Raw genomic sequence first — 21,603 nt, 5'->3', positions numbered from 1 at the left:
TTACTAGTATCACTAATATTAGTTTTACTTTAAATTCTCCATTCTAAATTTAGATTTCTAATTAAAAGCCTTATTTTTGCCGCGAAATTAAAAATACACATGGCAACAAACAGAACTTTTACAATGATCAAGCCTGATGCTGTTGAAAACGGACACATCGGAGCTATCCTTGAAAAAATCACAGCAGCCGGATTCCGTATCGTGGCGATGAAGTACACTCAATTAAGCAGAAGAGATGCGGAATTGTTTTATGAGATCCATAAGGAGCGTCCGTTCTTTGATGAGCTTGTAACTTTTATGAGCAGAGGTCCTATCGTGGCAGCCATCCTGGAAAAGGATAATGCAGTTGAAGACTTCAGAACTTTGATCGGAGCGACCAACCCTGCAGAAGCGGCGGAAGGGACTATCAGAAAATTATTTGCGACTTCAATCGGAGAAAATGCGGTTCACGGGTCAGACAGTGATGAGAACGCTGCTATTGAAGGAGCTTTCCATTTTTCCGGAAGAGAGATCTTCTAATCGGGATTATATAAAAATTAAAAAAATCCATTTCGTTCTTCGGAATGGATTTTTTTTTATCTCAAAACGATCTTTTGGACCAGTTCACGTCCCAGCTCTTCGTTGATCATACTGATGATCTTGGCTTTGCCATACGATAATTCCTCTCTTAATACAGAAGAAGAAAGATCTACATAAAGGGTTTCATTATGTAGTTTTATATCACGGGTGTAATTGTTGACACCATTTCCCATCAGGTTAGTCCAGGCTTCTCTTACTTCGATCTTGTCGAGCCCCTTTTCCAGCTTATTCTCACTCACGAATTCTTTGAGTGCATCACTGAGAGATATGTATTCGTTCTTTCTTCTGGCCATGTTCATTTTATATCAATGGGTTCGTAACGTTGATAGATATATTTTTTATTCTGTTCATTCAACAAGATCAATTGATCATTGTTAAGGCTGAGTAATTTCTCTTCATGTTCGCTCATAAGGCCCGTAAAATGGAGAATGAGCTGCCGGTCTCTTTTTAGAATCGTAAATTGTTCGTGATCACCGGAGCCAGTATAGGTTCCGTCAAGCCGGGGTTGTACCTTTTGCCGGTATCCCGTTGAATCCGATTCAAAAACAAACTGATCGATCGTGGTACTGATCTGATAATCTTTATGACCTCCATCCGGAAATTCTACTGATTCGATCTCCCAATAGCCTTGCAGTAAAGAAGTGTCTGAGGGAAAATCACCCCCGCAACTGCTCAGAAAAAGGCAGCTCAGTATCAAGATCTGGGTGGTAAGCAAATTTTTTTTCATGGATTACAGGTCTGACTCTAAGTTAATCATTTTATACGTCTGATGTGTTGCTTTAACAACTTTTTCTGTACGCTCCGGATGTGTGTCACTGATAAATATCTGCCCGAAGTGCTGATCATCCACCAATTGGACGATCTGACCGACCCTGTTCTCATCCAGTTTATCAAAGATGTCATCGAGTAACAGAATGGGTGTATCTCCGGCCAGATCCCGTAAAAAGTCGAATTGAGCCAGTTTTAGAGCGATGAGCAATGATTTTTGTTGGCCCTGGCTGCCGAATTTTTTAATGGGATGGCCTGCGATCGAAAAGTTCAGATCATCTTTGTGAATTCCCTGACTTGTATACTGAACAGCGCGATCCTTTCCGAGGTTTAACTGTAGCAAGGCTAGAAGGGAACTTTCATGTAACTGGCTTTCATAGTCGAGTCCGATCTGTTCATCCTTCCCGGAAATGGAAACATACCGCTTTCTGAATATCGGAATGAAGATATCGAGGAACTTTTTACGCTCTTCATAGATCATACTTCCGTATTCATTTAATTGCTCATTATAGACTTCCAGTGTGGCGGGGTCGAAGGTGTTGTTCAATGCGAAGTATTTCAAAAGCGAATTCCGTTGTGACAGAACCTTGTTGTAATTGAGTAAATTGTGCAGATAGGATTTGTTGCTCTGAGCGATCACGCCATCCATGAACTTTCTGCGCGTCTCACTGCCTTCGATAATAAGATCACGATCGGCGGGAGAAATGATCACCAGCGGTATGAGTCCGATATGATCGGAAAGACGATCATATATCTTACCGTTTCTTTTGATGACGCGCTTTTGGTTCTTTTTCAGGGAGCAAACGATCTTTTCTTCCTTGCCATGTTTTTCGAATACACCATCAACCACATAGAATTCCTCACCATGTCGGATGTTTTGAGAAGCGATGGGATTGAAGTAGCTTTTCCCGAATGCCAGTTGGTAGATCGCATCCAGCGCATTGGTCTTTCCGATCCCGTTACTTCCCACAAAACAATTGATCTTCTCGTCAAACCCGAAGTCTGCCGTCTTGAAATTCTTATAATTAATTAAGGATAATTGCTTTAAAACCATGGAACTCAGCCTTCAAAAATTCTGGGATAATCCCCTTGGGAACGGCTGCAAAATATTGAAAATTATCAAATAAAATCCCTTTCCTATTTGAATAAAAATTTTATTTTTGCGACGCTTAACTAAATATGATGTAATGGCAACGTACAAGAAAAGAGGCTATAAACCACAGACCAAAGAGGAAGAAGTAAAGGTACAGGAAGAGCATAGTGCAACGGCTGAGGTATTCAGTACGCTGGATGAAAGCGCTACCAAGACAGAGGAGTGGGTATCTAAAAATCAAAAGTTCATCCTTGGCGGAATCGGGATCATTGTATTGGTGGTTTTGGGTTACCTCGGATTTGAGCAGTTCATTCAAAAACCTAAAGAAGCAGAAGCATCGAACGAAATGTTCTTCGCTCAGCAATATTTCAATGAAGCGGTAAACAGTACGCAGAAGGATTCTTTGTACGGACTTGCACTGAACGGAGCTGACGGAAAATATGGTTTACTGGATATCATCGATAATTACAGCGGTACAAAAGCAGCTAATCTGGCTCAGTATAGTTCAGGTATGGCTTATTTGAATCTTCAGAAATATGATGAAGCGATCAAGCATCTGCAAGAGTTTAAATCAGATGATCCGATCCTTGGAGCACTTGCTAAAGGAGGAATCGGTGATGCATTTGTGCAATTGACTCAGGATGGTGAAGCGCTTTCTTATTATGAAAAAGCTTTCGAACATAGTGATAACGGTTTTACAGCCCCTAAATTTCTGTTTAAGGCAGGTACATTGGCGATGCAAATGGGAGATAAGGCTAAGGCTGTAAAATACTTCAACAGAATTAAATCGGATTTCCCTAATTCTGAAGAGGGTAGAACTATCGATATCTATATTGGTAAGGCCGAAAATCTCTGATAATGGCTACAGAAAATAAAAATTTATCAGCTTACGATAAAAACACGATCCCAAACGCGAGTAAATTTCGGTTTGGGATCGTTGTTTCTGAATGGAATGAAGAGATCACTGAAGCGCTCTTTAAAGGGGCCTATGATGCACTCATCGATTGTGGGGCTCAGGAAAGTGAAATCATTCGTCTTAACGTTCCGGGTAGTTTTGAGCTAACCTTCGGTGCAAAGAAACTTATCTATGATTATGAACCTGATGCGATCATAGCGATCGGAAGCGTAATCCAGGGGGAAACCAAGCATTTTGATTTTGTTTGCCAGGCAACTGCTCAAGGTATAATGGACCTTAATGTTCGTCATAATGTACCCGTGATCTTCTGTGTGCTTACCGATAATACGATCGATCAATCACGTGCTCGTAGTGGTGGTATTCATGGTAATAAAGGAACGGAGGCTGCGATCGCTGCCATAAAAATGGCTGCGCTGGATCGCTAACCGGTTATTTTCTTTATTTCTTTCCTAATTGCTTACATTTATGCTGAATAGCGTTCTATCCGGATGTTAATAGAGACTGTTAACATTTTTTAGGAGATGTAGCCCTTTATTCTCTGCCATTTTAAGTAAATTTGAGGTTATGAAACTTCCGACTTTATTTAAACAAAGGCAGCCTAAGGCGTATGGTTATACGCCCCGGTATTATGATGAGCGCAAAGAGCGTCTGGAGAATCTCAAGCGCAATAAGGAGGTGCATTCCGATGAAGATTATTTCAAAGGATACCGGAAGAAAAGCTATCGTGAAGACTGGAAAACCGTGAGAAAGCCTGGTGTCGACAAGAATTCCAGGGTCCGTTTTTACGTTATTCTTGCCTTTTTATTCATGTTTGCTCTGGCGGCACTCAAATATATTAATCTCGATAAACTCTTTTAATGGCAGACATTATACAGCTTTTACCTGATCATGTTGCAAACCAGATTGCTGCAGGTGAGGTGGTTCAAAGGCCTGCCTCCGTGGTAAAGGAATTGCTTGAAAATGCCATCGATGCAGGATCTTCTGAGGTCATGCTCATCGTAAAGGATGCCGGTAAAACCCTGGTTCAGGTGGTCGATAACGGTAAAGGTATGAGTACGACAGATGCCCGGCTATCATTCTCCCGTCATGCGACCTCCAAGATCAAAATGGCTGAAGATCTTTTTCAATTACATACCAAAGGATTCAGAGGAGAGGCGCTGGCTTCCATTGGTGCGATCGCACATGTGGAAATGGTGACCAGTGATGAAGAGGATCAGATCGGAACCGAAATACGAATGGAAGGTGGTAAGATCGTAAGCCAGGAAGTTACGACTTGTCAGCGCGGTACTTCCATCGCTGTAAAGAATCTTTTCTATAATATTCCCGCCAGGAGAAATTTCCTGAAATCAAACCAGGTTGAACTCCGTCATATCATCGATGAGTTTCAACGGGTGGCTCTGGCACATCCAGGAGTTGGTTTTGATTTTTATAATAACGGAAGTGAATTATTTAAACTTCCCGCAACGAATATACGTCAGCGTATCGTTCATGTATTTGGTCCTAAAACCAATGAGAAACTCGTTCCGGTAGAGGAAGAGACCGGTGTTGTAAAGGTCTCTGGGTTTGTCTGTAAACCAGAGTTTGCAAAAAAGACAAGAGGAGAGCAGTTTTTCTTCGTCAATGACCGGTTTATCAAGAATTCCTATCTTCATCATGCCGTGACCAGCGCATTCGAAGGACTTATAAAAGATCAGACTCATCCTAGTTATTTTCTTTTTCTGGATGTTGATCCGTCAAGTATCGATATCAATATTCATCCAACCAAGACCGAGATCAAGTTTGATGATGAGCATACTTTATATGCAATATTACGTTCTGCTGTGAAACACAGTCTCGGGCAGTTTAATGTTGCGCCGATCCTGGATTTCGACAGGGATTCGAATCTCGACACTCCCTATAATTATGAAGGGAGGTCTGCATCGATGCCGGCAATTGAGGTCGATGTGAATTTTAATCCTTTTGAAAAGGAACCGGCTAAAGAAAAAATGTCGTTCAGTCGTTCTTCTCGTAAACCGTCAGGAAGCTGGGAACAGCTTTATGTAGGGCTTGAGAAATCGAATGATTTCAGCGCCATTGAACTTGAAAGTGAAGAAGTAACAGGTTCGTTGTTCGAGAAGGAAAATGAAGTTAGCGAGGCCACAACCTATCAATTACATAAAAAATATATCGTCACCACCATCAAATCGGGAATGGTGATCATCGATCAGCAACGCGCTCATCAACGGGTGTTGTATGAGGAATATCTTAAGAATATTACCGTTCAGAAAGGGGTTAGTCAGCAATTGCTATTTCCTTTAAATCTGAATTTTTCAAGCGTTGATATACAATTGCTTAGCGAGATGAAAGACAGTCTCGAAAATACCGGATTTGTCTTTGAATCCTTTGAAAAAGATACGGTAGTGATTATTGGTATACCGATCAATATCAGCGAAAGTGAAGTGGCTATTGTGCTGGATCAATTGCTTTCTGATTTTCAGAATGAAATTCCTGACTCCAACTTTTCACAGGCCGATATGCTTGCAAAAACGATGTGTAAAACTCTTGCGGTGAGAACCGGAGAGGTGTTGAACAAGGCGTCTCAGGAAGCCTTGGTCAATAATCTTTTTGCCACGAAAGATCCCTCAGTATCACCTTTTCATAAACCGATTTATATAACCATGACGGTCGAAGAAATAGATAAAAGATTTTTGTAAATGGGAAGACTAACCGAAGCGATCAAGCATCTGCTGATCATCAACGTCCTTTTTTATGTCGCTGCACTGGTATTGAACGATCAGTTCTTTTACTCCATGGCACTATGGTTTCCAAAGAATCCGCATTTTGGATTATGGCAATTCGTGACGCACATGTTTATGCATGATAAAACGTCTATTTTCCATATCTTTTTTAATATGTATGCGCTTTGGGCTTTCGGTTCTCCTCTGGAACAGATGTGGGGACGTAATAAGTTTCTGTTCTTTTATTTTTCTGCCGGACTCGGAGCTGCAATGATACACACATTGGTGAACTATTATCATTTTAACGCCGGATATGATGCGTTGTTAAGTGCGGGTTATTCTCCTGATCAAATCGGTGATGCACTTAGTAAGTTAACAGCCGGCAGGTATCTCAATGTCCCTGAGATCCCGGAGTCTGTAATGCAGAATTTCGCCAGCGCCTATACCATTCCGGCAGTCGGTGCTTCCGGTGCAATATATGGGATACTTGTGGCGTTTGCTATGATGTTCCCGAATGCGGAGTTGATGTTGATATTTTTTCCCGTACCTATCAAAGCTAAATTTTTTATTCCGGTAATAATTGCATTAGATTTGTTTTCAGGAGTTACAGGGATTTCCATATTCGGTTCCGGGATCGCGCATTTCGCACACATTGGAGGCGCCTTATTTGGATTTATCATGATGTGGTACTGGAAAAGGAATCAGTTTAATAACAACCGCTGGGATTAAATGAGTATAACCAAGGATTTAAAATATAAATTCGCTACTCTAAACGTAGCTGAAAAACTCATCGTGATCAATGTGGCCATCTTCATTGTGGTTTCACTGGTTACGTTCCTGTTTCAATTGAGCCCGGATACGATCATGAAATGGCTGGAATTACCCAAAGCTGTTCAGGATTTTATCGTGCAACCCTGGTCGATCATTTCCTATGCTTTTCTTCATGGAGGGTTCTGGCATATCTTTATGAATATGCTCATCCTGTATTATGCTGGAAGAATGTTTCTCAACCTTTTCAGCAGTAAAACTTTTTTGAATGTATATTTTCTCGGCGCGATCTGTGGAGGAGCTGTATTTCTGCTTAGTTATAATATTTTCCCTGTCTTTTCCCGAATTCAAACCTCTTTGATCGGAGCCTCTGCAGCGGTGATGGCTGTGTTGGTATTCATATGTACCTATATGCCGAATCAGGAAGTGAGAGTGTTCTTCTTTAATATCAAACTTTGGTATATCGGTGTGTTCGTCGTTCTTTCGGATCTGATCCAGCTACCGATGGGGAATTCAGGCGGACATCTCGCGCATCTCGGAGGGGAACTACTCGGGTTTATCTATGCTAAACGTCTGATGGAAGGAACCGATATCGGTACAGGTTTTGAAAAAGCTGTCACTGGATTAGGATCTCTATTTGATCGTAAAAAGAAGTCCCCATTGAAAACCGTACATAAGAAAAAGGATGCTCATTATAGTGCTACTCCTAATAAACGTGAATATCAGAAACAGATAGACGAAATCCTGGATAAGATCAGTAAGAGTGGATATGAAAGTCTGTCTAAAGAGGAGAAGGATTTTCTGTTTAAAGCCGGTAAAGAAGAATAGGTGTATGAAAAAACTCAACTGGTTGCAAAAGGGACTCTTCTTCCTGAATACGTTGTTCGCTTTGTTATTGCTTATCAGTTTTGCGGTACCTTATGTTCCGATCAGTTCATTTCCAAAATTCGGAATCTTCAGCCTGTCCGTTCCGCCGCTTGTCATCGTTAATATATTGTTTATAATCTTCTGGTTGTTACAATGGCGCAGGCAGTGGTTGCTTTCTTTTATCGTGCTATTGCTGGGCTTTAACAAGGTGAATTCCATTTATAAGTTCGGAGGAACGAATGAGGTGGTAACGACCTCAGGGGTTAAGCTTATGACCTATAACGTAAGGCTGTTCGATCGGTATGACTGGATCCAGGGAAAGGATACTGAAAAAAGAATCCTTCAGGAAATAAGAGATGAAGATCCTGATATTCTTTGTTTACAGGAATTCTACGATGATGTACAACCGGAGTTCAATAATTACCCCTATCATTATGTAAAAGTGAAGGGTGGAAATGCCGGTCAGGCCATATTTTCCAGGTATAAGATCGTCAATCAGGGTTCGCTTGATTTTCCCGATTCAGGGAACAATGCGATCTTCACCGATCTCTTAATGGATCATGATACGGTAAGGATCTATAATTTGCATATGCAGTCTTTCAATATTGATCCGGAAAGTGAGGAGATCAGTCAGGAGAATTCAAACCGCATCGTCAATCGTATGGGGAAGGCGTTTACCAAACAACAGGTGCAAACCGATATCTTTATCAACCATCGAAATAGTTGTCCGTACCGTGTGATCATCTGTGGGGATCTGAATAATAATCAGTTCTCAGCCATCTATCACCAGATCAAAGGTGATTGTATCGACACCTATGACGAAAAGGGCAGCGGTACCGGTAAAACTTTCTATTTTCCTTATTATCCCTTGCGTATCGATTTTATTCTGGCAGATCCTTCCATGCATGTGGTTACTCATAAAAATCGTTACGAAGAATTATCCGACCATTATCCGGTTATTTCCAGAATCAGATTGTAGATTGGTTTGGATAGTGCGATCCTGCCTTCAGCCTTCGGCTATTCGTTTGAGCCTCTTTGTGTACCGTAAGTTCTATTGTCTTTGAAAACATACAAATTCTGCCCTTAGCAAAAGGCTAAGCAAACTCCTTGATATGCTTCATAATGTTAAGAGAACTAAATAGTAATAAATTTACGTTACAGAAAACGACACTCGAGTATCATCGTGTGTCAGCACTATGATCGCGGCGACACTCGACGCATGCGCGGAAAAGCAGATCGTCACTGGGTGAGTAGTGAGCTGGTTCTATGCGACGGTATCATCATGAAAAAGTGTAGGGTGCGTAGTGGTCTCACAGAGGGATAATGATAAGCGTCTCAATTTTTCATGCTGGATTCACCACGTACCACTAAAATCCGTTGTTCAGCCAGCAATCGACAGTATCGGCAATAATATGAATCATCAGGGCGAGTCCGTAGAGTCGTGTTTTGCGAAATAGGGCTAGTATCAGGTAGAAGACTATGAACGGGTAGGTGTGTAGTATATGAAAGCCGATGCTGCAGCGATCAGGATCGAAAATGGGGTGTGCCAGCAAATGGTCGATGTCGATGATGATGCCTGCCAGCAGGATAATCGCGGATCGCCTGAAGGATTCCCTGTAAAATAACCACGCAACCAGTACGGGTACCAGGAAATGGATACCGTAATGAACTATTGGGCGCATGGATCAGAGTTCTTGTGATTGAAGGTAATGCAGTGCATTCGGACCTTCATTGAAAAGAAGGTCAAGGATACTCAGGTTCTCCATATAGCCGTGTTTAGTCTCGAATACCTGAATATAAGGGTCAAAACCGAAGTTTGGTGGCGTTTTAGCATCTACGAGGTGGCGCAGGTCATTAAGATTGGTATAATCGATCTGATAGCGTTCTGTGAAGTCAAATGAAATTTCCATTTGCAGGCACTCTGCGATTAATTCAATACTTTCCAGATTCATTTGAAAGATGGAATCGTGTTTTTTTTCGAAAAAGGGAGCGAGGTCGTCTTCGTAATATTCAAAGAATGGGGAAGTGCGATACGCGGTTTGAATGGTTTTCCAGTGCTGCTTTTTCCAATTGAAATTATCTTCCAGGATAACCTCGCGGTATAAGCGTTGCCCTCCATTTCCGGTATGTTTGATCGGAACGGAAAGAATCTGCTTTCCGTTCGCTCCGTAAATATAGGCTCGGTTGCGATAGGTCTGTTTCTGATAGTTATCACAAGCTTCCAGTAAAATTTCCCCCTGAGCGAAAGCAACAAAATGAGTGATCGGAGGGAAATAGGTCGGATGCAGTAACTTGTACATACCGGATTATTTAAAGATTATTTCGCTTTTTTACGTTTTCTGAACTGGCTGAAAATGATCCAGGCAACAACGGCTATTACAAAATAGATGAAATAGGAACGAGGTTTACCTTCACCTCCTACCGTCGTGAATACGCGGTCCCAGCGAATCTTAAAGTTTGAGATACCATCGTGGATATTTTCGATACTCATCCAGATGAATACCGGTTTACCCACAACGTGATCAAAGGGAACAAAGCCCCAATATCTGCTGTCTTCAGATCTGTGACGGTTATCTCCCATCATCCAGTAATAATCTTGTTGGAACGTGTATTCGGTCACGGGTTGATCATTGATGTAGATCTGGTTTCCATTCACGCGTAATGCATTGTGTTCGTATTCAACGATGATTTTCTTGTACAGCGGAAGATTGTTCAGGTTGAGTGTTATCGTTTTTCCTTTTTCAGGGATATAGAAAGGTCCCATATGATCAAGATTCCATTGGTAAGCATTATCATTTGGGAAGAAGGAGGTACTGGTGATCGATTCCGGCATGATGTAACGGATGACGCTGTCGATGGAAGAATTTGCTCTTAGTTTTTCGGCACCTTCCTCGGTCAGAGTTGCTTCGCGTTCTACATTGGTAATTTCAGAAATGTTCAAACGAAGTTTGTTGACCAAATTCATCGGTATTCCGTTCTTTCCGGTGATCAAGGCGATCCCGTTCTGCACTCTTTCCGGATTGCGACTCAGGTAAGGAAGAACTGCATCCAGCTGATTCTGATTCATACCGCTAGCAACATAGGTTCTGGTGATCTCTCTGGCTCCGGCATCCAGCAAGGCGGTCGAAGAAACACCTTTCGAGCCTTTAACCAGGTACGTGTATTGTGTCTTTGCGCGATCTGAAAGTACCAATCGTTCGCCATTGATATAAACGTAACCATCACGAATCTCGATGCTGTCTCCTGCAATACCTACACATCGTTTAACGTAATTGGATTTCTTATCTATGGGTTTTCGAATACGTTTATCGGTATACTGGAAGAACCTCTCCACCGTATCTGCAGGCCAGCTAAAGACCACAATATCGTTTCGCTTGATCTTCTGGAAACCGGGTATACGCATATAGGGTAATTGCGGTTTCTTGATATAGGATCTTGATTTAAGAACGGGAATTGTATCGTGAACCATAGGGAACGCCACGGTGGTCATAGGCACCCTGGCTCCGTAATGAAATTTACTCACAAAAAGAAAATCCCCAACCAGAAGGGTTTGCTCCAGGGAGGAAGTGGGTATCACGTATGGCTGCATAAAGTATGTATGCACCAAAGTAGCAGCAACCACCGCAAAAAGTATGGAGCTGATCCATTCTCCCGTAGCGGTACGTGGTTTCAGATCTCTTTCTTCGATATATTTGACATCCAGTGCGTAGTTTACATAATAGATGTAGAATCCAAGTGTGAGGATTACCAGCCATGTATCAAGGGTGCTGTTCCTGCCGAAACTCCGGATGGTTTCCACCCAGACTACCGGGAACATAATCAGGTTTATAATAGGAAGGAAGAGCAGGATAACCCACCACCACGGGCGGTTGATGATCTTCATTAAAATGACTGCATTGTATACGGGAATAAGAGCTTCCCACGCTTTTCTACCGGCTTTAACATATAATTTCCAGGTGCCCAGGAAATGAATTACCTGAAGTACCAGGAAAAAGATAAACCACTGTGTAAATGTCATAAGTAAGAATTTATATGCTGGCCACCCTTGTGATCAGCGCTCTAAAATAAGGGTAAAAATAAATTTTTTTACAGGAAATTCACCACAGGAACTGTAAATACCGCTGGCAAAAGAGTTTTTAACCCAAGTTTAACACATCTTTCATGCTGAAAACTCCTGTTTTACCCTGGATCCATTCTGCTGCTATAACGGCTCCAAGAGCGAACCCTTCACGATTGTGAGCAGTATGGGTGATCTCGATCTTGTCGACAGAACTTTCATAGGTTATACTGTGTGTACCCGGTACGTTCTCAATACGTTTGGCTATGATCGGAATCTCATTTTCTGATGCCGTGTCCAGCTTCCAGCCTGTTTTATCGGTATTATTAATAATACCTTCAGCAAGCGTGATCGCGGTACCGCTGGGTGCATCGAGTTTTTGGGTATGGTGAATCTCTTCCATACTTACGTTATATTCCTTTAACTTCGACATCATCCCGGCAAGATATTCATTGAGCTGAAAGAAGATATTTACCCCCAGGCTATAATTCGAAGCATAGATAAAGGCTCCTCCTTTTTCTTTACAAAGAGCTGCTGCCTCATCATATCGGTCGAGCCATCCTGTAGTTCCGGAGATCACCGGCACGCCGTTCGTAATACAATTGCTGATGTTCTGAAAAGCGGCATCCGGAATGCTGAAGTCGATAGCTACATCAGCGTTTGAGATATCAAAATCACTGTTATTCACATCGATCTTAGTGACGATTTCATGACCTCTTTCCGTTGCGATCCTTTCGATCATTTTCCCCATTTTTCCGTATCCTAAAAGCGCTATTTTCATGTGAATGTAACTTGTGTTGTCTTAAAAATTAAAGTTCAGTGATAGTCCGTAACTCGTGACTGCTGTATTCTGATTTTGCTGAATATAAGGTTTAAAGGTCAATTCATCACTGATGTTGTATTGTTTTAAATGCGCATCGACATTGGCATCGATAATGTTCAATGCATATAGTCCGATAGTGATCAGGAGAGAAAGGTCTCTGTTTCGCTGATAATACTCCTGAGCATCTCTTAAGGCGGCATCGCTTACATCAGGACTTCCTGATACGATTCCGCTGTTATTGATATCGTAGAATTCATCGTTTTCAAAACCGGCAAGCCTGCTTTTATAGGCGTCACGATAGCGATTGTATTCATTAGTATTGCTGATATAGAAATACATTCCAGTTCCGATGGCTCCGTATACCAGAGGGACTTTCCAGTAGCTTTTATTATAGATCTGTCCGAGTCCCGGCAGGATCGCTGAATAAAAGGCTGCTTTAGCCGGAGATAGTGGATTGATCGGTTTCGATCTTGCGATACTGTCTTTTTCCTGTTGTTTTCGGATCTTTCGAAGTTCGCGTTTACTCAGTACGGCAACCGAATCAGCAGAAGTACTATCCTGAGAAGTAAGAACAGGTTTGTTGTCCGTTTTCAGGGGTTCCCTGCGGGTCGTTGTAGTATCCTTTTCCTTTTCCTGAGCATTGATGATAAGATGAAAGAAAAGGAAGAAAATTATAGCAATACGTTTTCCAAACACTATTTTAAAAGTTTTGCAAGACGTAAAAAGTCTTCCTTGGAATGAAAAGGAATGATGAGTTTTCCTTTTCCATTCTTTGCCACCTTTACATCTACCTTTGAGGATAAATACTCGGTAAGACCATCGATACTCTCGCTTACATATTCAGGTACGGAGGAGGCTGCAGCAGGTTCTGATTTACCTGTTACTCCTGTTTCCTTTCTGAGTTGATAATCTCTTACGAGTTTTTCCGTTTCTCTGACGGAAAGGGAATTCGAGATCACCTTTTCGTAAATTTCGATCTGGTCTTTTTTGTTTTCAATATTGATCAAAGCTCTTCCGTGACCCATGCTGACGAAACCGTCTCTCATTCCGGTCTGAATGATTGGATCAAGCTTTAATAAACGAAGGTAGTTGGTAATGGTCGATCGTTTTTTACCTACACGATCACTTAGTTTTTCCTGGGTAATATTAATCTCATCGATGAGACGCTGGTACGATAAGGCAACTTCAATAGGATCGAGGTCCTGGCGCTGGATGTTCTCCACCAATGCCATTTCCAGAGATTCCTGGTCGTTCGCGATACGAATATATGCCGGAACAGTTTCCAGTCCTGCAAGTTTCGATGCCCGTAAACGACGTTCTCCGGATACCAGCTGGTATTTGTTGAATTCGATCTTACGAACTGTGATGGGTTGAATAACCCCAAGTTCGCGAATGGATACAGCCAGTTCCTGAAGGGCCTCTTCATTGAAATTGGTTCTTGGCTGAAACGGGTTAACTTCGATAGCATCCAATTCGAGCTCTACGATATTCCCAACCACCTTGTCCGCATTTTTATCCGAAGCCGATTGAATATCGTTCTCCGGATCTTTCAACAGGGCTGATAATCCTCTTCCTAAAGCTTGTTTTTTAGTTGCTTTTGCCATTAGACCGCTTGCTTATTCTTTTTGATGATTTCGTGCGCCAAATTTAGGTAATTTGTAGCACCTTTACTTGTCGCATCGTAATTAATTATAGTTTCTCCGTAACTAGGTGCTTCACTCAAACGTACATTTCGTTGAATGATCGTGTCGAACACCATGTCGCTGAAATGTTTTTGAACTTCTTCAACTACCTGATTGGAAAGTCTTAAGCGGGAATCGTACATCGTTAAAAGCAATCCTTCAATATCGAGTCCTGAATTATGGATTTTCTGAACACTTTTGATTGTATTAAGCAGCTTTCCTAAACCTTCCAAAGCAAAATATTCACATTGGATCGGAATGATCACGGAGTCGGATGCTGTCAGCGCATTAAGTGTCAGTAATCCTAATGAGGGAGCACAATCGATCAGGATGTAATCATACTGGTCTTTGATCGGTGCCATGGCAGTCTTCAGCATATATTCACGTTGATCTTTGTCGACCAATTCTATTTCGATGGCGACAAGGTCAATATGTGCTGGGATCAGATCGACATTTGGGGAGTCGGTCCGGATTATGGTTTCTGAAGCCGGTAGGGAGTGTTCCAGTAACTGATAGGTACCACTTTCAACACTTTCCACATCAATCCCAAGTCCTGAGGTTGCATTTGCCTGAGGGTCGGCATCGATAAGCAACACTTTTTTTTCCAGAACTCCCAAGGCGGCAGCCAGGTTTACCGAAGTGGTTGTTTTACCTACACCACCTTTTTGGTTTGCTACAGCAATTATTTTACCCATGAGAATAAATAGATTTATCAGGTAAAAATACGATTATTTGTGAGTTTTGAAAATGAATTTTGTTAACAAGTGGTCAACAGATCCGGGCTTTAGCAGGCTAACTTCTTTCCCGACAGCGGGATTTCACTGGTTTATTTAAAAATACGAATAATAATGTCGGTCTGTTGTTAATAAGCTAAATAAATATTTACACAAATGAATTTTAAATTGTTACGTACGGAATTTTGTTTAGACGATGCTGATGGCTTCATTATTCAAGATAGATATCCTTCGGTTCAGCCAGTGATGAATATTTAATAAAGAACAATGTCAACAAGTAGCCTGTGACATAGGCAATTATATCTAACGGATCAAAGGTAGTGCCCAACAGGGTACGCAGCAGACGGTTTTCCATATGCAGGTAGCGTGTTATTTCGAATAATTGTAGGAGTTCCACGATACAGGCAAACAAGAGCACAAATTTAAGAATTTGTTCAGATGAAGGTCTGGGCAATATACATTTGATGCCATAATACAGCATCAGGATCACCAGTACATCACCTGCAAATCCTCTTATGAAGCCATGGTGAATATAGATCGCTATCAAAACCTCGGTAAGTAGTAACAGGGAAAATTTCAGAAAATGATGTGCATTGAATCGCATGGTATTTTTGATGGTTTTATGGTTGTTCAGCAGAAACCGTGTTTGTGTTATATCCGTATGAATTTATGTAGCTACCGTGATAAATAAAGAGGAAACCGATTGAATGGTCAATCGGTTTCCGGTACATATCATCGGTTCCAATCGATCCTTTTAGTTGCGAACATCACTATGGCCAGAATAACGAATAGACCGATACTGCCTACCAGCAATGCGTAATCTTCCAGTTGCAGGATAATATACAGGAATCCGTATAAGCTGGTCAGTGCTGCGGCGATCAGTAAGGAAAATTTAAAGCCTTTCAAAATCGTTCGAGAGTATAAGGTGATAAGCCCGATTACCGAAACCGAAGCGACGAGATAAGCGGTCATGAAAGAACTGTGTTCTGAAATGGAGATCAGTAATGTATAGAACATCACTAATGCGAGTCCGATCATTACGTATTGGAAGGGGTGGATGTAGATCCTGCTGACCAGTTGTATCAATAAAAATACCAGTAGTGTGAGTCCGATCACCATCGCCCCGTATTTGGAGGCACGTTCACTTTTAACATACTCGTTTACCGGGATGATCAGATCACTTCCAAATGCGAATTTGCGGAGGTCCGGTAATTCATTATAGAATATTTGTTCGAACTGACGGTTGATCTGAAGCACTTTCCAATCGGCTTTGAATCCTTCTGAAGTGATTTCCCTTGAACCGTCCTCCGGAAGGAACATACCATCGAACTTAGGTGATTTCCAATCAGAACTCATGCTTGCCAGTGTTGTTCTCCCTACAGGAATATAACGCATGCGTTCACTTCCGTTGATTTCCAGATGCATTTGAAAGTGACCCGGATCCTGAATTCGGGCTGCAAGATCCTTTACGGGTTCACTTTCAAGGGTGTTCATGGCGCTTTTATCGTAAATGGGATTCATTTCATAAGTTTGTCCGTTCAGCGTTATGGAAACATTATTTCGAATTCCCTTAAGATTCGAAGTTTGCATGATCAATGTGGCCTTTTCCCAAAGGATGTCTTCGGGAATGATGTTTTCATGATTGAGGCGCAGTTCCGGGAAGTCTCCTGTGATCTCCGTATCGGAAGTGAATACGACTGATTTATAAATGCTCCTGTTCAGGGGTTTTGATTCGATCTCTGAATCGAACTTTACCGTTTCCGGTAGGAAATAGGCGTAATGGGTAACCTCTTCGTGCTTTATTTCATAGGAGTCGGTCTCTTTGTTGAAAATGCGTGTTTCTTTTTGGGTTTTATAGGGTACTTTGAAAATGGGACCGGTTAGGGTTACCGGATTACCCCATTTACCGTTGATCTCATTGATCACTTCCTGTTGTCTGGCCTTTCGTTCCGTGATCAGGTCTTGTGCAAATACCAGTGGTATGAGGAGTACCAGGAATAAAAACCCTACGACCAGCATCTTTAAGGTAATAGATTCGCGTAGCCAAATTTGAAATTTACTTTTGTTGAGTTCCATGTTTGTATAGTTTTAAAGTACTTTGAAATTCAAAGTTAGTGGTTAAAAAAAATTATTTTATCAATCGTTCGATGGCTTCAATATGCTTTTTAAAGGCTTCTTTGCCTGATTTCGTTGCCCTGTATGTGGTTTGAGGTTTACGACCCACAAATGCTTTTCTTACACTGATGTATTCTGCTTTCTCCAGGGCTTTAAGGTGGCTTGCCAGGTTGCCGTCTGTGACGTCCAGCAATTCTTTAAGCCGGTTAAAGTCTGCTTCATCATTGACCACGAGTACCGACATGATCCCAAGGCGAACCCGGTGGTCGAAAAGTTTGTTGATGTTATCTATTATCCCCAAGGTTAACTTCTTTTTTCCTGAATATACATAATGCTTCCATAGATGATATGAAACAGACCGAATCCGATGACCCAGAACCAAAAACCATAGCCAGGCATGGCTGCACATATCAATCCGGCCAGAATTTCAGCTAATCCGAGATACCGAATATTTCCAAGCGTATATTTGGAAGCATTGACCAGGGCTAGTCCGTAGAAGATCAACATCAATGAGGCTGTTAAACCATAGTGCTGACTGTTCAATTTAATTAAAATATAGATTCCTCCGGTGACCAGTGGTATCATAAAATTGATCAACAGGCGGTAGGTAGTGATATCCCAGATCTTTTCATTGTTCATTCTTGCTTTACGTGTGGTAAGTAAAAATGCGGTAACGATACTCAATATGGCGATGGAAGCGAGGAGAATCAGTATCCCGTTATAGGGAGCACTGTTTATCAGTAACGGTTGCTCATCGGAAGGGAAGATGTAAAAATAGGCGAAGATCGCTCCGGCGATGGCATATATTCCTGCAAAGATGCCGGACAAACCGCTTAGTGAGATAAAGCGGGAAGATCGGTTCATCATATCCTTGATGAGATGTATGTCCTTTAAGTAGTCCTTATTGCTCATATAAAAGTACTTTGAAAAACAAAGTAAATTTAAATTCTTCAATTTTCAAAACAAAATTTTAAAATCTGTTCTCTTTTTGTTTTAGTTACAAAGTTACCTGTTACCTTGTGAAGCAGTGAAGGAGTAACGCAGTAAGCTGTCTTTTTTCCGTCACGGATAACGCTGTCACCTGTCACCTTGTAAAGCTGTAAGCAGTTTTCCGTTTTCCGTACTCTATTTTCTAAACTCATAATCGATATTCATATCCTGATAATTGCATGCTGATTTCAGTGCTTTATAAAATTATGTTAAAACTGACAGAATGTTTCAATTCATTAACTTATTGCGTGAAATATTTAATTATATCCTGATTAAATTTCACTAATTTGTAAAAAAAATATCATGTCAGAATTCAAAATAGTCATTAATGGCAATACCGAGACCGTAAATGTGGCTGAGGATACGCCGTTGCTGTGGGTCTTGCGGGATCATTTACAGCTTACCGGAACTAAATTCGGTTGCGGGATCGCACAGTGTGGAGCCTGTACGGTTCATCTTGAAGGTATTCCGGTTCGATCCTGTCAGATTCAGGTGGGAGCCATCGGTGATCAGAAAATCACCACTATAGAAGGGTTGTCAGAAAACGGGGATCATCCCGTTCAAAAGGCCTGGCTTGAACTTGATGTTCCGCAATGCGGATATTGTCAGGCGGGACAGATCATGTCTGCAGCAGCACTACTCAAAACCAATCCGAATCCTACGGATGCTGATATCGATGCAGCTATGAACGGAAACATTTGTCGGTGCGGGACCTATAAACGCATCAAGGCAGCGATAAAGTCAGCAGCTGTAAACAGCTGATTTGTATTCCATCAATAACTTAAAAAATAATCAAGTGGCACTTATAAAAACATCATTGGGAAGACGTTCCTTTTTAAAGACCTCGGCTATGGCCGGTGGGGGAATGCTGATTGGCTTCAGTTGGTTCGCTTCCTGTAAAACCGAAACTGAAAGTACCATGGCTACTCTGGAATTACCGGAGGAGTGGTATGAGATCAATGGGTTTCTGAAGATCGGAGAAAATGGCGTAGTCACCATCATGTCTCCAAATCCTGAGATCGGTCAGAACGTAAAAACTTCCATGCCGATGATCGTCGCGGAAGAACTGGATATCGATTGGAATAATGTGATCGTTGAACAGGCTCCCCTGAATACAGCAGTATTTTCAAGACAGATAGCCGGAGGTAGTCAGTCTATCCGACAAGGATGGGACGGACTTCGAATGGCTGGGGGAACTGCACGACATATGCTCAAAGAAGCGGCAGCAAAGACCTGGCAGGTTCCCGTAGAGGAGATCACCACGGATGCCGGCGTGCTTTACCATGAAGCTAGTGGAAAATCGGCCGGGTATGGAGAAATGGCTTCGCTGGCGGCAACTCTTGAAGTTCCGGAAAAAGTCGAGCTCAAGGAAGTTAAAGACTTTAAGATCATACGGACCTCCCGTAATAATGTGGACGGAATGAAGATCGTTACCGGAAAACCTTTATTCGGACTTGACACCTATAAGGAAGGAATGCAGATCGCAATGATCATTCATCCCCCGGCCTTTGGACTCAAGTTCAAATCGTTTGATGATACCGGAGTTCGCGATATGCCGGGTATTAAGGATATTTTCACCATTAAGACCTATGAAGAAGGATATACCATGAGTATGTTTGATGCGGATGCCTTTAAAGAGCTGGTGGTAATCACCGGTGATTCCACCTGGGAAGTTATGAAGGCTAAGAAAGCACTCAAAGTAACGTGGGAGCCTTTTGAAAGTTACGAAGATTATTATACTGGCTTTGGAGGTGGTGATCCTTATCCGAGTAAGGTACCCGCCGGATTTGAAAGTACGGAGGTTCATCAGCAACGTATGGAGACCATGTCTGAAAAGCTGGCTAAAGAAGTACGCAAAGATGGCGATCCCGAAAAAGCGTTTAAAAATGCTGCCAAGGTGATCGAAAGAAGTTATACAGCACCCTTTCTTGCTCATAACACGATGGAGCCTATGAACTTCTATGCGGACGTGACCGATGAGAAAGCAACACTGATCGGACCTATTCAGACACCGGAATTCATGGAAAAGGCAGTTTCTGCCCGTATCGGACTCCCGCTGGAAAAGATCGATATTCAAATGACCCGTCAGGGAGGAGGCTTTGGTAGAAGATTATACGGACATTTCGTTGTAGAAGCGGCCGCGATTTCTCAGAAGGTTAAAGCTCCTGTTAAACTGGTATATACCCGGGAAGATGACATGACCTTTGGTAATTATCGCCCTTCCTATCATGCCTATTACAGAGCTGCCCTGGACGCGGATAACAACCTTATCGGATTCCATGTAAGAGCAGGGGGTATTCCTGAGAGTCCGTTGTTTGCAAACAGATTCCCGGCAGGAGCCATCGATAACTATCTTGCAGAATCATGGGAAATGGATTCGAATATTTCCGTAGGTGCCTTCCGGGCTCCACGTTCGAACTTTATCGCTGGTGTCGAACAGGCATTCCTCGATGAAGTCGCGGAAGCGGTAGGTAAGGATCCGATTGATTTCCGTTTGGAATTACTCGAAAAAGCGCAAAAAGATCCGGTAGGAGAAAATAATGATTATGAAGCCGACCGCTACGCAGGTGTACTGAAACTCGTACGGGAAAAATCGGGATGGGATCAGGATAGTACCCACCACAGAGGGGTTTCTGCCTATTTCTGCCATAACAGTTATGTCGCCAATGTACTTGAAATGACAATGGATAACGATACTCCAGTCATCGAGAAAGTATGGTGTGCAGTTGATTGCGGAATCGTGGTAAATCCGATCGCAGCCTCTAATATGGTGGAAGGGGGTACCATTGATGGTATCGGACAGTCTATGTTCTGCGGTCTGACCTTCAAAGAAGGTAGGCCTGAACAATCCAATTTCGACAGGTATCGGATGATCCGACATAGTGAAGCACCTAAAGAACTGGAAGTAGCATTCGTTCAAAATGATATTCACCCTACAGGTTTAGGAGAGCCACCTTTCCCTCCGGTTGTTGGTGCCCTGGCAAATGCCTTGTATAAAGCAACAGGAGAACGACATTACCATCAACCTTTTGTCGCTGAAAGAAAACTTAAAAGTTAGTCGTCTTTATAATTAATTTTGAAGAACCAGTTTGTATCGACCGTAAAACGTAACTGCAAACTGGTTTTTTGTTTTTTTAAATGAAGGATTATGGATTAAGGATTATGGATTAAGGATTAAGGATTAAGGATTATGAATTAAGGATTAAGGATTATGAATTAAGGATTATGGATTTAGAATGTAGAATTGAGAATTCAAGAAGGTTAATCTTTGCCATTATCAACATTGTCCCCATTGTTACTAGTGTCACTAGTGTCCCCAGTGTCATTAGTGTCCCCATTGTCCCCATTATTACTGCCTTTCCATAGGATTTTGTTTGAAATTTACAACTCACGATTTGATTTCTGCAATTTTTCATCCCTCTTATCCTTTACATTTGTTCCCTTCAAAAATGAACTTTTTTTGTAAGGAATTCATGACGGTAAAGACTTGTTTA

The 21,603-nt window shown here is 41.9% G+C and carries 24 protein-coding genes; 10 read left to right on the top strand and 14 right to left on the bottom strand.

What is annotated here, in order from left to right:
* Positions 1–99: 99 nt before the first annotated feature.
* Positions 100–519 carry a nucleoside-diphosphate kinase gene (locus DMZ48_RS09190; protein ID WP_143954841.1) on the top strand — a complete coding sequence of 140 codons (420 nt, stop codon included), beginning with the start codon at positions 100–102 and terminating at the stop codon, positions 517–519.
* A gap of 56 nt (positions 520–575) precedes the next feature.
* Here DMZ48_RS09190 and DMZ48_RS09185 read toward each other — a convergent pair whose 3' ends face one another.
* From DMZ48_RS09185 to recF, 3 genes are read right to left on the bottom strand one after another with little or no spacing between them, the layout of a single operon-like run.
* A complete protein-coding gene (locus DMZ48_RS09185; protein WP_143954840.1) occupies positions 576–872 on the bottom strand; it encodes a DciA family protein in 297 nt (98 codons plus the stop codon).
* A 2-nt stretch (positions 873–874) separates the two neighbouring features.
* Entirely contained in the window at positions 875–1,306 is a 432-nt protein-coding gene (locus tag DMZ48_RS09180) for a hypothetical protein (protein ID WP_143954839.1), read from the bottom strand.
* Between the two features lie 3 nt (positions 1,307–1,309).
* The gene (gene recF, locus DMZ48_RS09175) at positions 1,310–2,401 is read right to left on the bottom strand and encodes a DNA replication/repair protein RecF (RefSeq protein WP_143954838.1); all 1,092 of its coding nucleotides are present in this window, start codon (positions 2,399–2,401) and stop codon (positions 1,310–1,312) included.
* Between the two features lie 133 nt (positions 2,402–2,534).
* Here recF and DMZ48_RS09170 point away from each other — a divergent pair, with 133 nt between their 5' ends.
* The 7 genes from DMZ48_RS09170 to DMZ48_RS09140 all read left to right on the top strand — a co-directional run bounded on the left by DMZ48_RS09170 (position 2,535) and on the right by DMZ48_RS09140 (position 8,687).
* Entirely contained in the window at positions 2,535–3,296 is a 762-nt protein-coding gene (locus tag DMZ48_RS09170) for a tetratricopeptide repeat protein (RefSeq protein ID WP_143954837.1), read from the top strand.
* 2 nt (positions 3,297–3,298) lie between these two features.
* Positions 3,299–3,781 carry a 6,7-dimethyl-8-ribityllumazine synthase gene (gene ribH, locus DMZ48_RS09165; protein ID WP_143954836.1) on the top strand — a complete coding sequence of 161 codons (483 nt, stop codon included), beginning with the start codon at positions 3,299–3,301 and terminating at the stop codon, positions 3,779–3,781.
* A 139-nt stretch (positions 3,782–3,920) separates the two neighbouring features.
* Entirely contained in the window at positions 3,921–4,214 is a 294-nt protein-coding gene (locus DMZ48_RS09160; RefSeq protein ID WP_143954835.1) for a hypothetical protein, read from the top strand.
* Positions 4,214–6,049 carry a DNA mismatch repair endonuclease MutL gene (gene mutL, locus DMZ48_RS09155; protein WP_143954834.1) on the top strand — a complete coding sequence of 612 codons (1,836 nt, stop codon included), beginning with the start codon at positions 4,214–4,216 and terminating at the stop codon, positions 6,047–6,049. The genes DMZ48_RS09160 and mutL overlap by 1 nt, the downstream gene beginning before the upstream one ends.
* Positions 6,050–6,802 carry a rhomboid family intramembrane serine protease gene (locus DMZ48_RS09150; RefSeq protein WP_143954833.1) on the top strand — a complete coding sequence of 251 codons (753 nt, stop codon included), beginning with the start codon at positions 6,050–6,052 and terminating at the stop codon, positions 6,800–6,802.
* Positions 6,803–7,669 (top strand): rhomboid family protein, encoded by an 867-nt coding sequence (locus DMZ48_RS09145; protein WP_143954832.1) that lies wholly within the window; start codon positions 6,803–6,805, stop codon positions 7,667–7,669.
* A gap of 4 nt (positions 7,670–7,673) precedes the next feature.
* Complete coding sequence (locus DMZ48_RS09140; protein WP_143954831.1) at positions 7,674–8,687, top strand: endonuclease/exonuclease/phosphatase family protein; 1,014 nt, start codon at positions 7,674–7,676, stop codon at positions 8,685–8,687.
* 388 nt (positions 8,688–9,075) lie between these two features.
* Here the strand turns inward: DMZ48_RS09140 and DMZ48_RS09135 are convergent, their stop codons facing one another.
* The 11 genes from DMZ48_RS09135 to DMZ48_RS09085 form a co-directional block, all read right to left on the bottom strand.
* A complete protein-coding gene (locus DMZ48_RS09135) occupies positions 9,076–9,390 on the bottom strand; it encodes a DUF6122 family protein (protein ID WP_143954830.1) in 315 nt (104 codons plus the stop codon).
* 3 nt (positions 9,391–9,393) lie between these two features.
* Complete coding sequence (locus DMZ48_RS09130; protein ID WP_143954829.1) at positions 9,394–10,008, bottom strand: WbqC family protein; 615 nt, start codon at positions 10,006–10,008, stop codon at positions 9,394–9,396.
* A 17-nt stretch (positions 10,009–10,025) separates the two neighbouring features.
* Positions 10,026–11,726, bottom strand: a complete 1,701-nt coding sequence (lepB, locus tag DMZ48_RS09125; protein WP_143954828.1) for a signal peptidase I — start codon at positions 11,724–11,726, stop codon at positions 10,026–10,028.
* Positions 11,727–11,844: 118 nt separating this feature from the next.
* A complete protein-coding gene (gene dapB / locus DMZ48_RS09120; protein WP_143954827.1) occupies positions 11,845–12,546 on the bottom strand; it encodes a 4-hydroxy-tetrahydrodipicolinate reductase in 702 nt (233 codons plus the stop codon).
* Positions 12,547–12,567: 21 nt separating this feature from the next.
* On the bottom strand, positions 12,568–13,284 hold the full coding sequence (locus tag DMZ48_RS09115) for a DUF5683 domain-containing protein (RefSeq protein ID WP_143954826.1): 717 nt from the start codon (positions 13,282–13,284) through the stop codon (positions 12,568–12,570).
* Positions 13,284–14,192, bottom strand: coding sequence for a ParB/RepB/Spo0J family partition protein (locus DMZ48_RS09110; protein WP_143954825.1), 909 nt, complete (start codon positions 14,190–14,192; stop codon positions 13,284–13,286). Before DMZ48_RS09110 ends, DMZ48_RS09115 begins: the two co-directional genes overlap by 1 nt.
* Positions 14,192–14,965: a ParA family protein gene (locus DMZ48_RS09105; protein WP_143954824.1), complete on the bottom strand. Its 774-nt coding sequence runs from the start codon at positions 14,963–14,965 to the stop codon at positions 14,192–14,194. The genes DMZ48_RS09110 and DMZ48_RS09105 overlap by 1 nt, the downstream gene beginning before the upstream one ends.
* Positions 14,966–15,215: 250 nt before the next feature.
* Positions 15,216–15,608 carry a ribosomal maturation YjgA family protein gene (locus DMZ48_RS09100; RefSeq protein ID WP_143954823.1) on the bottom strand — a complete coding sequence of 131 codons (393 nt, stop codon included), beginning with the start codon at positions 15,606–15,608 and terminating at the stop codon, positions 15,216–15,218.
* A 128-nt stretch (positions 15,609–15,736) separates the two neighbouring features.
* Positions 15,737–17,080: a cell envelope integrity protein CreD gene (creD, locus tag DMZ48_RS09095; RefSeq protein ID WP_143954822.1), complete on the bottom strand. Its 1,344-nt coding sequence runs from the start codon at positions 17,078–17,080 to the stop codon at positions 15,737–15,739.
* A gap of 52 nt (positions 17,081–17,132) precedes the next feature.
* On the bottom strand, positions 17,133–17,420 hold the full coding sequence (locus DMZ48_RS09090; RefSeq protein ID WP_199287963.1) for a winged helix-turn-helix domain-containing protein: 288 nt from the start codon (positions 17,418–17,420) through the stop codon (positions 17,133–17,135).
* Between the two features lie 2 nt (positions 17,421–17,422).
* Positions 17,423–18,031, bottom strand: a complete 609-nt coding sequence (locus DMZ48_RS09085; protein WP_143954820.1) for a hypothetical protein — start codon at positions 18,029–18,031, stop codon at positions 17,423–17,425.
* 381 nt (positions 18,032–18,412) lie between these two features.
* Between DMZ48_RS09085 and DMZ48_RS09080 the strand changes: the two genes are divergently transcribed.
* Positions 18,413–18,871, top strand: coding sequence for a (2Fe-2S)-binding protein (locus DMZ48_RS09080; RefSeq protein WP_143954819.1), 459 nt, complete (start codon positions 18,413–18,415; stop codon positions 18,869–18,871).
* A 34-nt stretch (positions 18,872–18,905) separates the two neighbouring features.
* Complete coding sequence (locus DMZ48_RS09075) at positions 18,906–21,167, top strand: xanthine dehydrogenase family protein molybdopterin-binding subunit (protein WP_143954818.1); 2,262 nt, start codon at positions 18,906–18,908, stop codon at positions 21,165–21,167.
* Positions 21,168–21,603 lie beyond the last annotated feature (436 nt).

The sequence above is a fragment of the Robertkochia solimangrovi genome (genome assembly GCF_007279655.1).
Classification (GTDB): Bacteria; Bacteroidota; Bacteroidia; order Flavobacteriales; family Flavobacteriaceae; genus Robertkochia; species Robertkochia solimangrovi.
Note: the sequence above shows the minus strand (reverse complement) of the source record. Positions and strands in the feature narration are given on the sequence as shown.

Coding starts and splice junctions, on each gene's coding strand:
- DMZ48_RS09190 (WP_143954841.1), top strand. CDS start 100: ATGGCAACAAACAGAACTTTTACAATGATCAAGCCTGATGCTGTTGAA.
- DMZ48_RS09185 (WP_143954840.1), bottom strand. CDS start 872: ATGGCCAGAAGAAAGAACGAATACATATCTCTCAGTGATGCACTCAAA.
- DMZ48_RS09180 (WP_143954839.1), bottom strand. CDS start 1,306: ATGAAAAAAAATTTGCTTACCACCCAGATCTTGATACTGAGCTGCCTT.
- recF (WP_143954838.1), bottom strand. CDS start 2,401: ATGGTTTTAAAGCAATTATCCTTAATTAATTATAAGAATTTCAAGACG.
- DMZ48_RS09170 (WP_143954837.1), top strand. CDS start 2,535: ATGGCAACGTACAAGAAAAGAGGCTATAAACCACAGACCAAAGAGGAA.
- ribH (WP_143954836.1), top strand. CDS start 3,299: ATGGCTACAGAAAATAAAAATTTATCAGCTTACGATAAAAACACGATC.
- DMZ48_RS09160 (WP_143954835.1), top strand. CDS start 3,921: ATGAAACTTCCGACTTTATTTAAACAAAGGCAGCCTAAGGCGTATGGT.
- mutL (WP_143954834.1), top strand. CDS start 4,214: ATGGCAGACATTATACAGCTTTTACCTGATCATGTTGCAAACCAGATT.
- DMZ48_RS09150 (WP_143954833.1), top strand. CDS start 6,050: ATGGGAAGACTAACCGAAGCGATCAAGCATCTGCTGATCATCAACGTC.
- DMZ48_RS09145 (WP_143954832.1), top strand. CDS start 6,803: ATGAGTATAACCAAGGATTTAAAATATAAATTCGCTACTCTAAACGTA.
- DMZ48_RS09140 (WP_143954831.1), top strand. CDS start 7,674: ATGAAAAAACTCAACTGGTTGCAAAAGGGACTCTTCTTCCTGAATACG.
- DMZ48_RS09135 (WP_143954830.1), bottom strand. CDS start 9,390: ATGCGCCCAATAGTTCATTACGGTATCCATTTCCTGGTACCCGTACTG.
- DMZ48_RS09130 (WP_143954829.1), bottom strand. CDS start 10,008: ATGTACAAGTTACTGCATCCGACCTATTTCCCTCCGATCACTCATTTT.
- lepB (WP_143954828.1), bottom strand. CDS start 11,726: ATGACATTTACACAGTGGTTTATCTTTTTCCTGGTACTTCAGGTAATT.
- dapB (WP_143954827.1), bottom strand. CDS start 12,546: ATGAAAATAGCGCTTTTAGGATACGGAAAAATGGGGAAAATGATCGAA.
- DMZ48_RS09110 (WP_143954825.1), bottom strand. CDS start 14,192: ATGGCAAAAGCAACTAAAAAACAAGCTTTAGGAAGAGGATTATCAGCC.
- DMZ48_RS09105 (WP_143954824.1), bottom strand. CDS start 14,965: ATGGGTAAAATAATTGCTGTAGCAAACCAAAAAGGTGGTGTAGGTAAA.
- DMZ48_RS09100 (WP_143954823.1), bottom strand. CDS start 15,608: ATGCGATTCAATGCACATCATTTTCTGAAATTTTCCCTGTTACTACTT.
- creD (WP_143954822.1), bottom strand. CDS start 17,080: ATGGAACTCAACAAAAGTAAATTTCAAATTTGGCTACGCGAATCTATT.
- DMZ48_RS09085 (WP_143954820.1), bottom strand. CDS start 18,031: ATGAGCAATAAGGACTACTTAAAGGACATACATCTCATCAAGGATATG.
- DMZ48_RS09080 (WP_143954819.1), top strand. CDS start 18,413: ATGTCAGAATTCAAAATAGTCATTAATGGCAATACCGAGACCGTAAAT.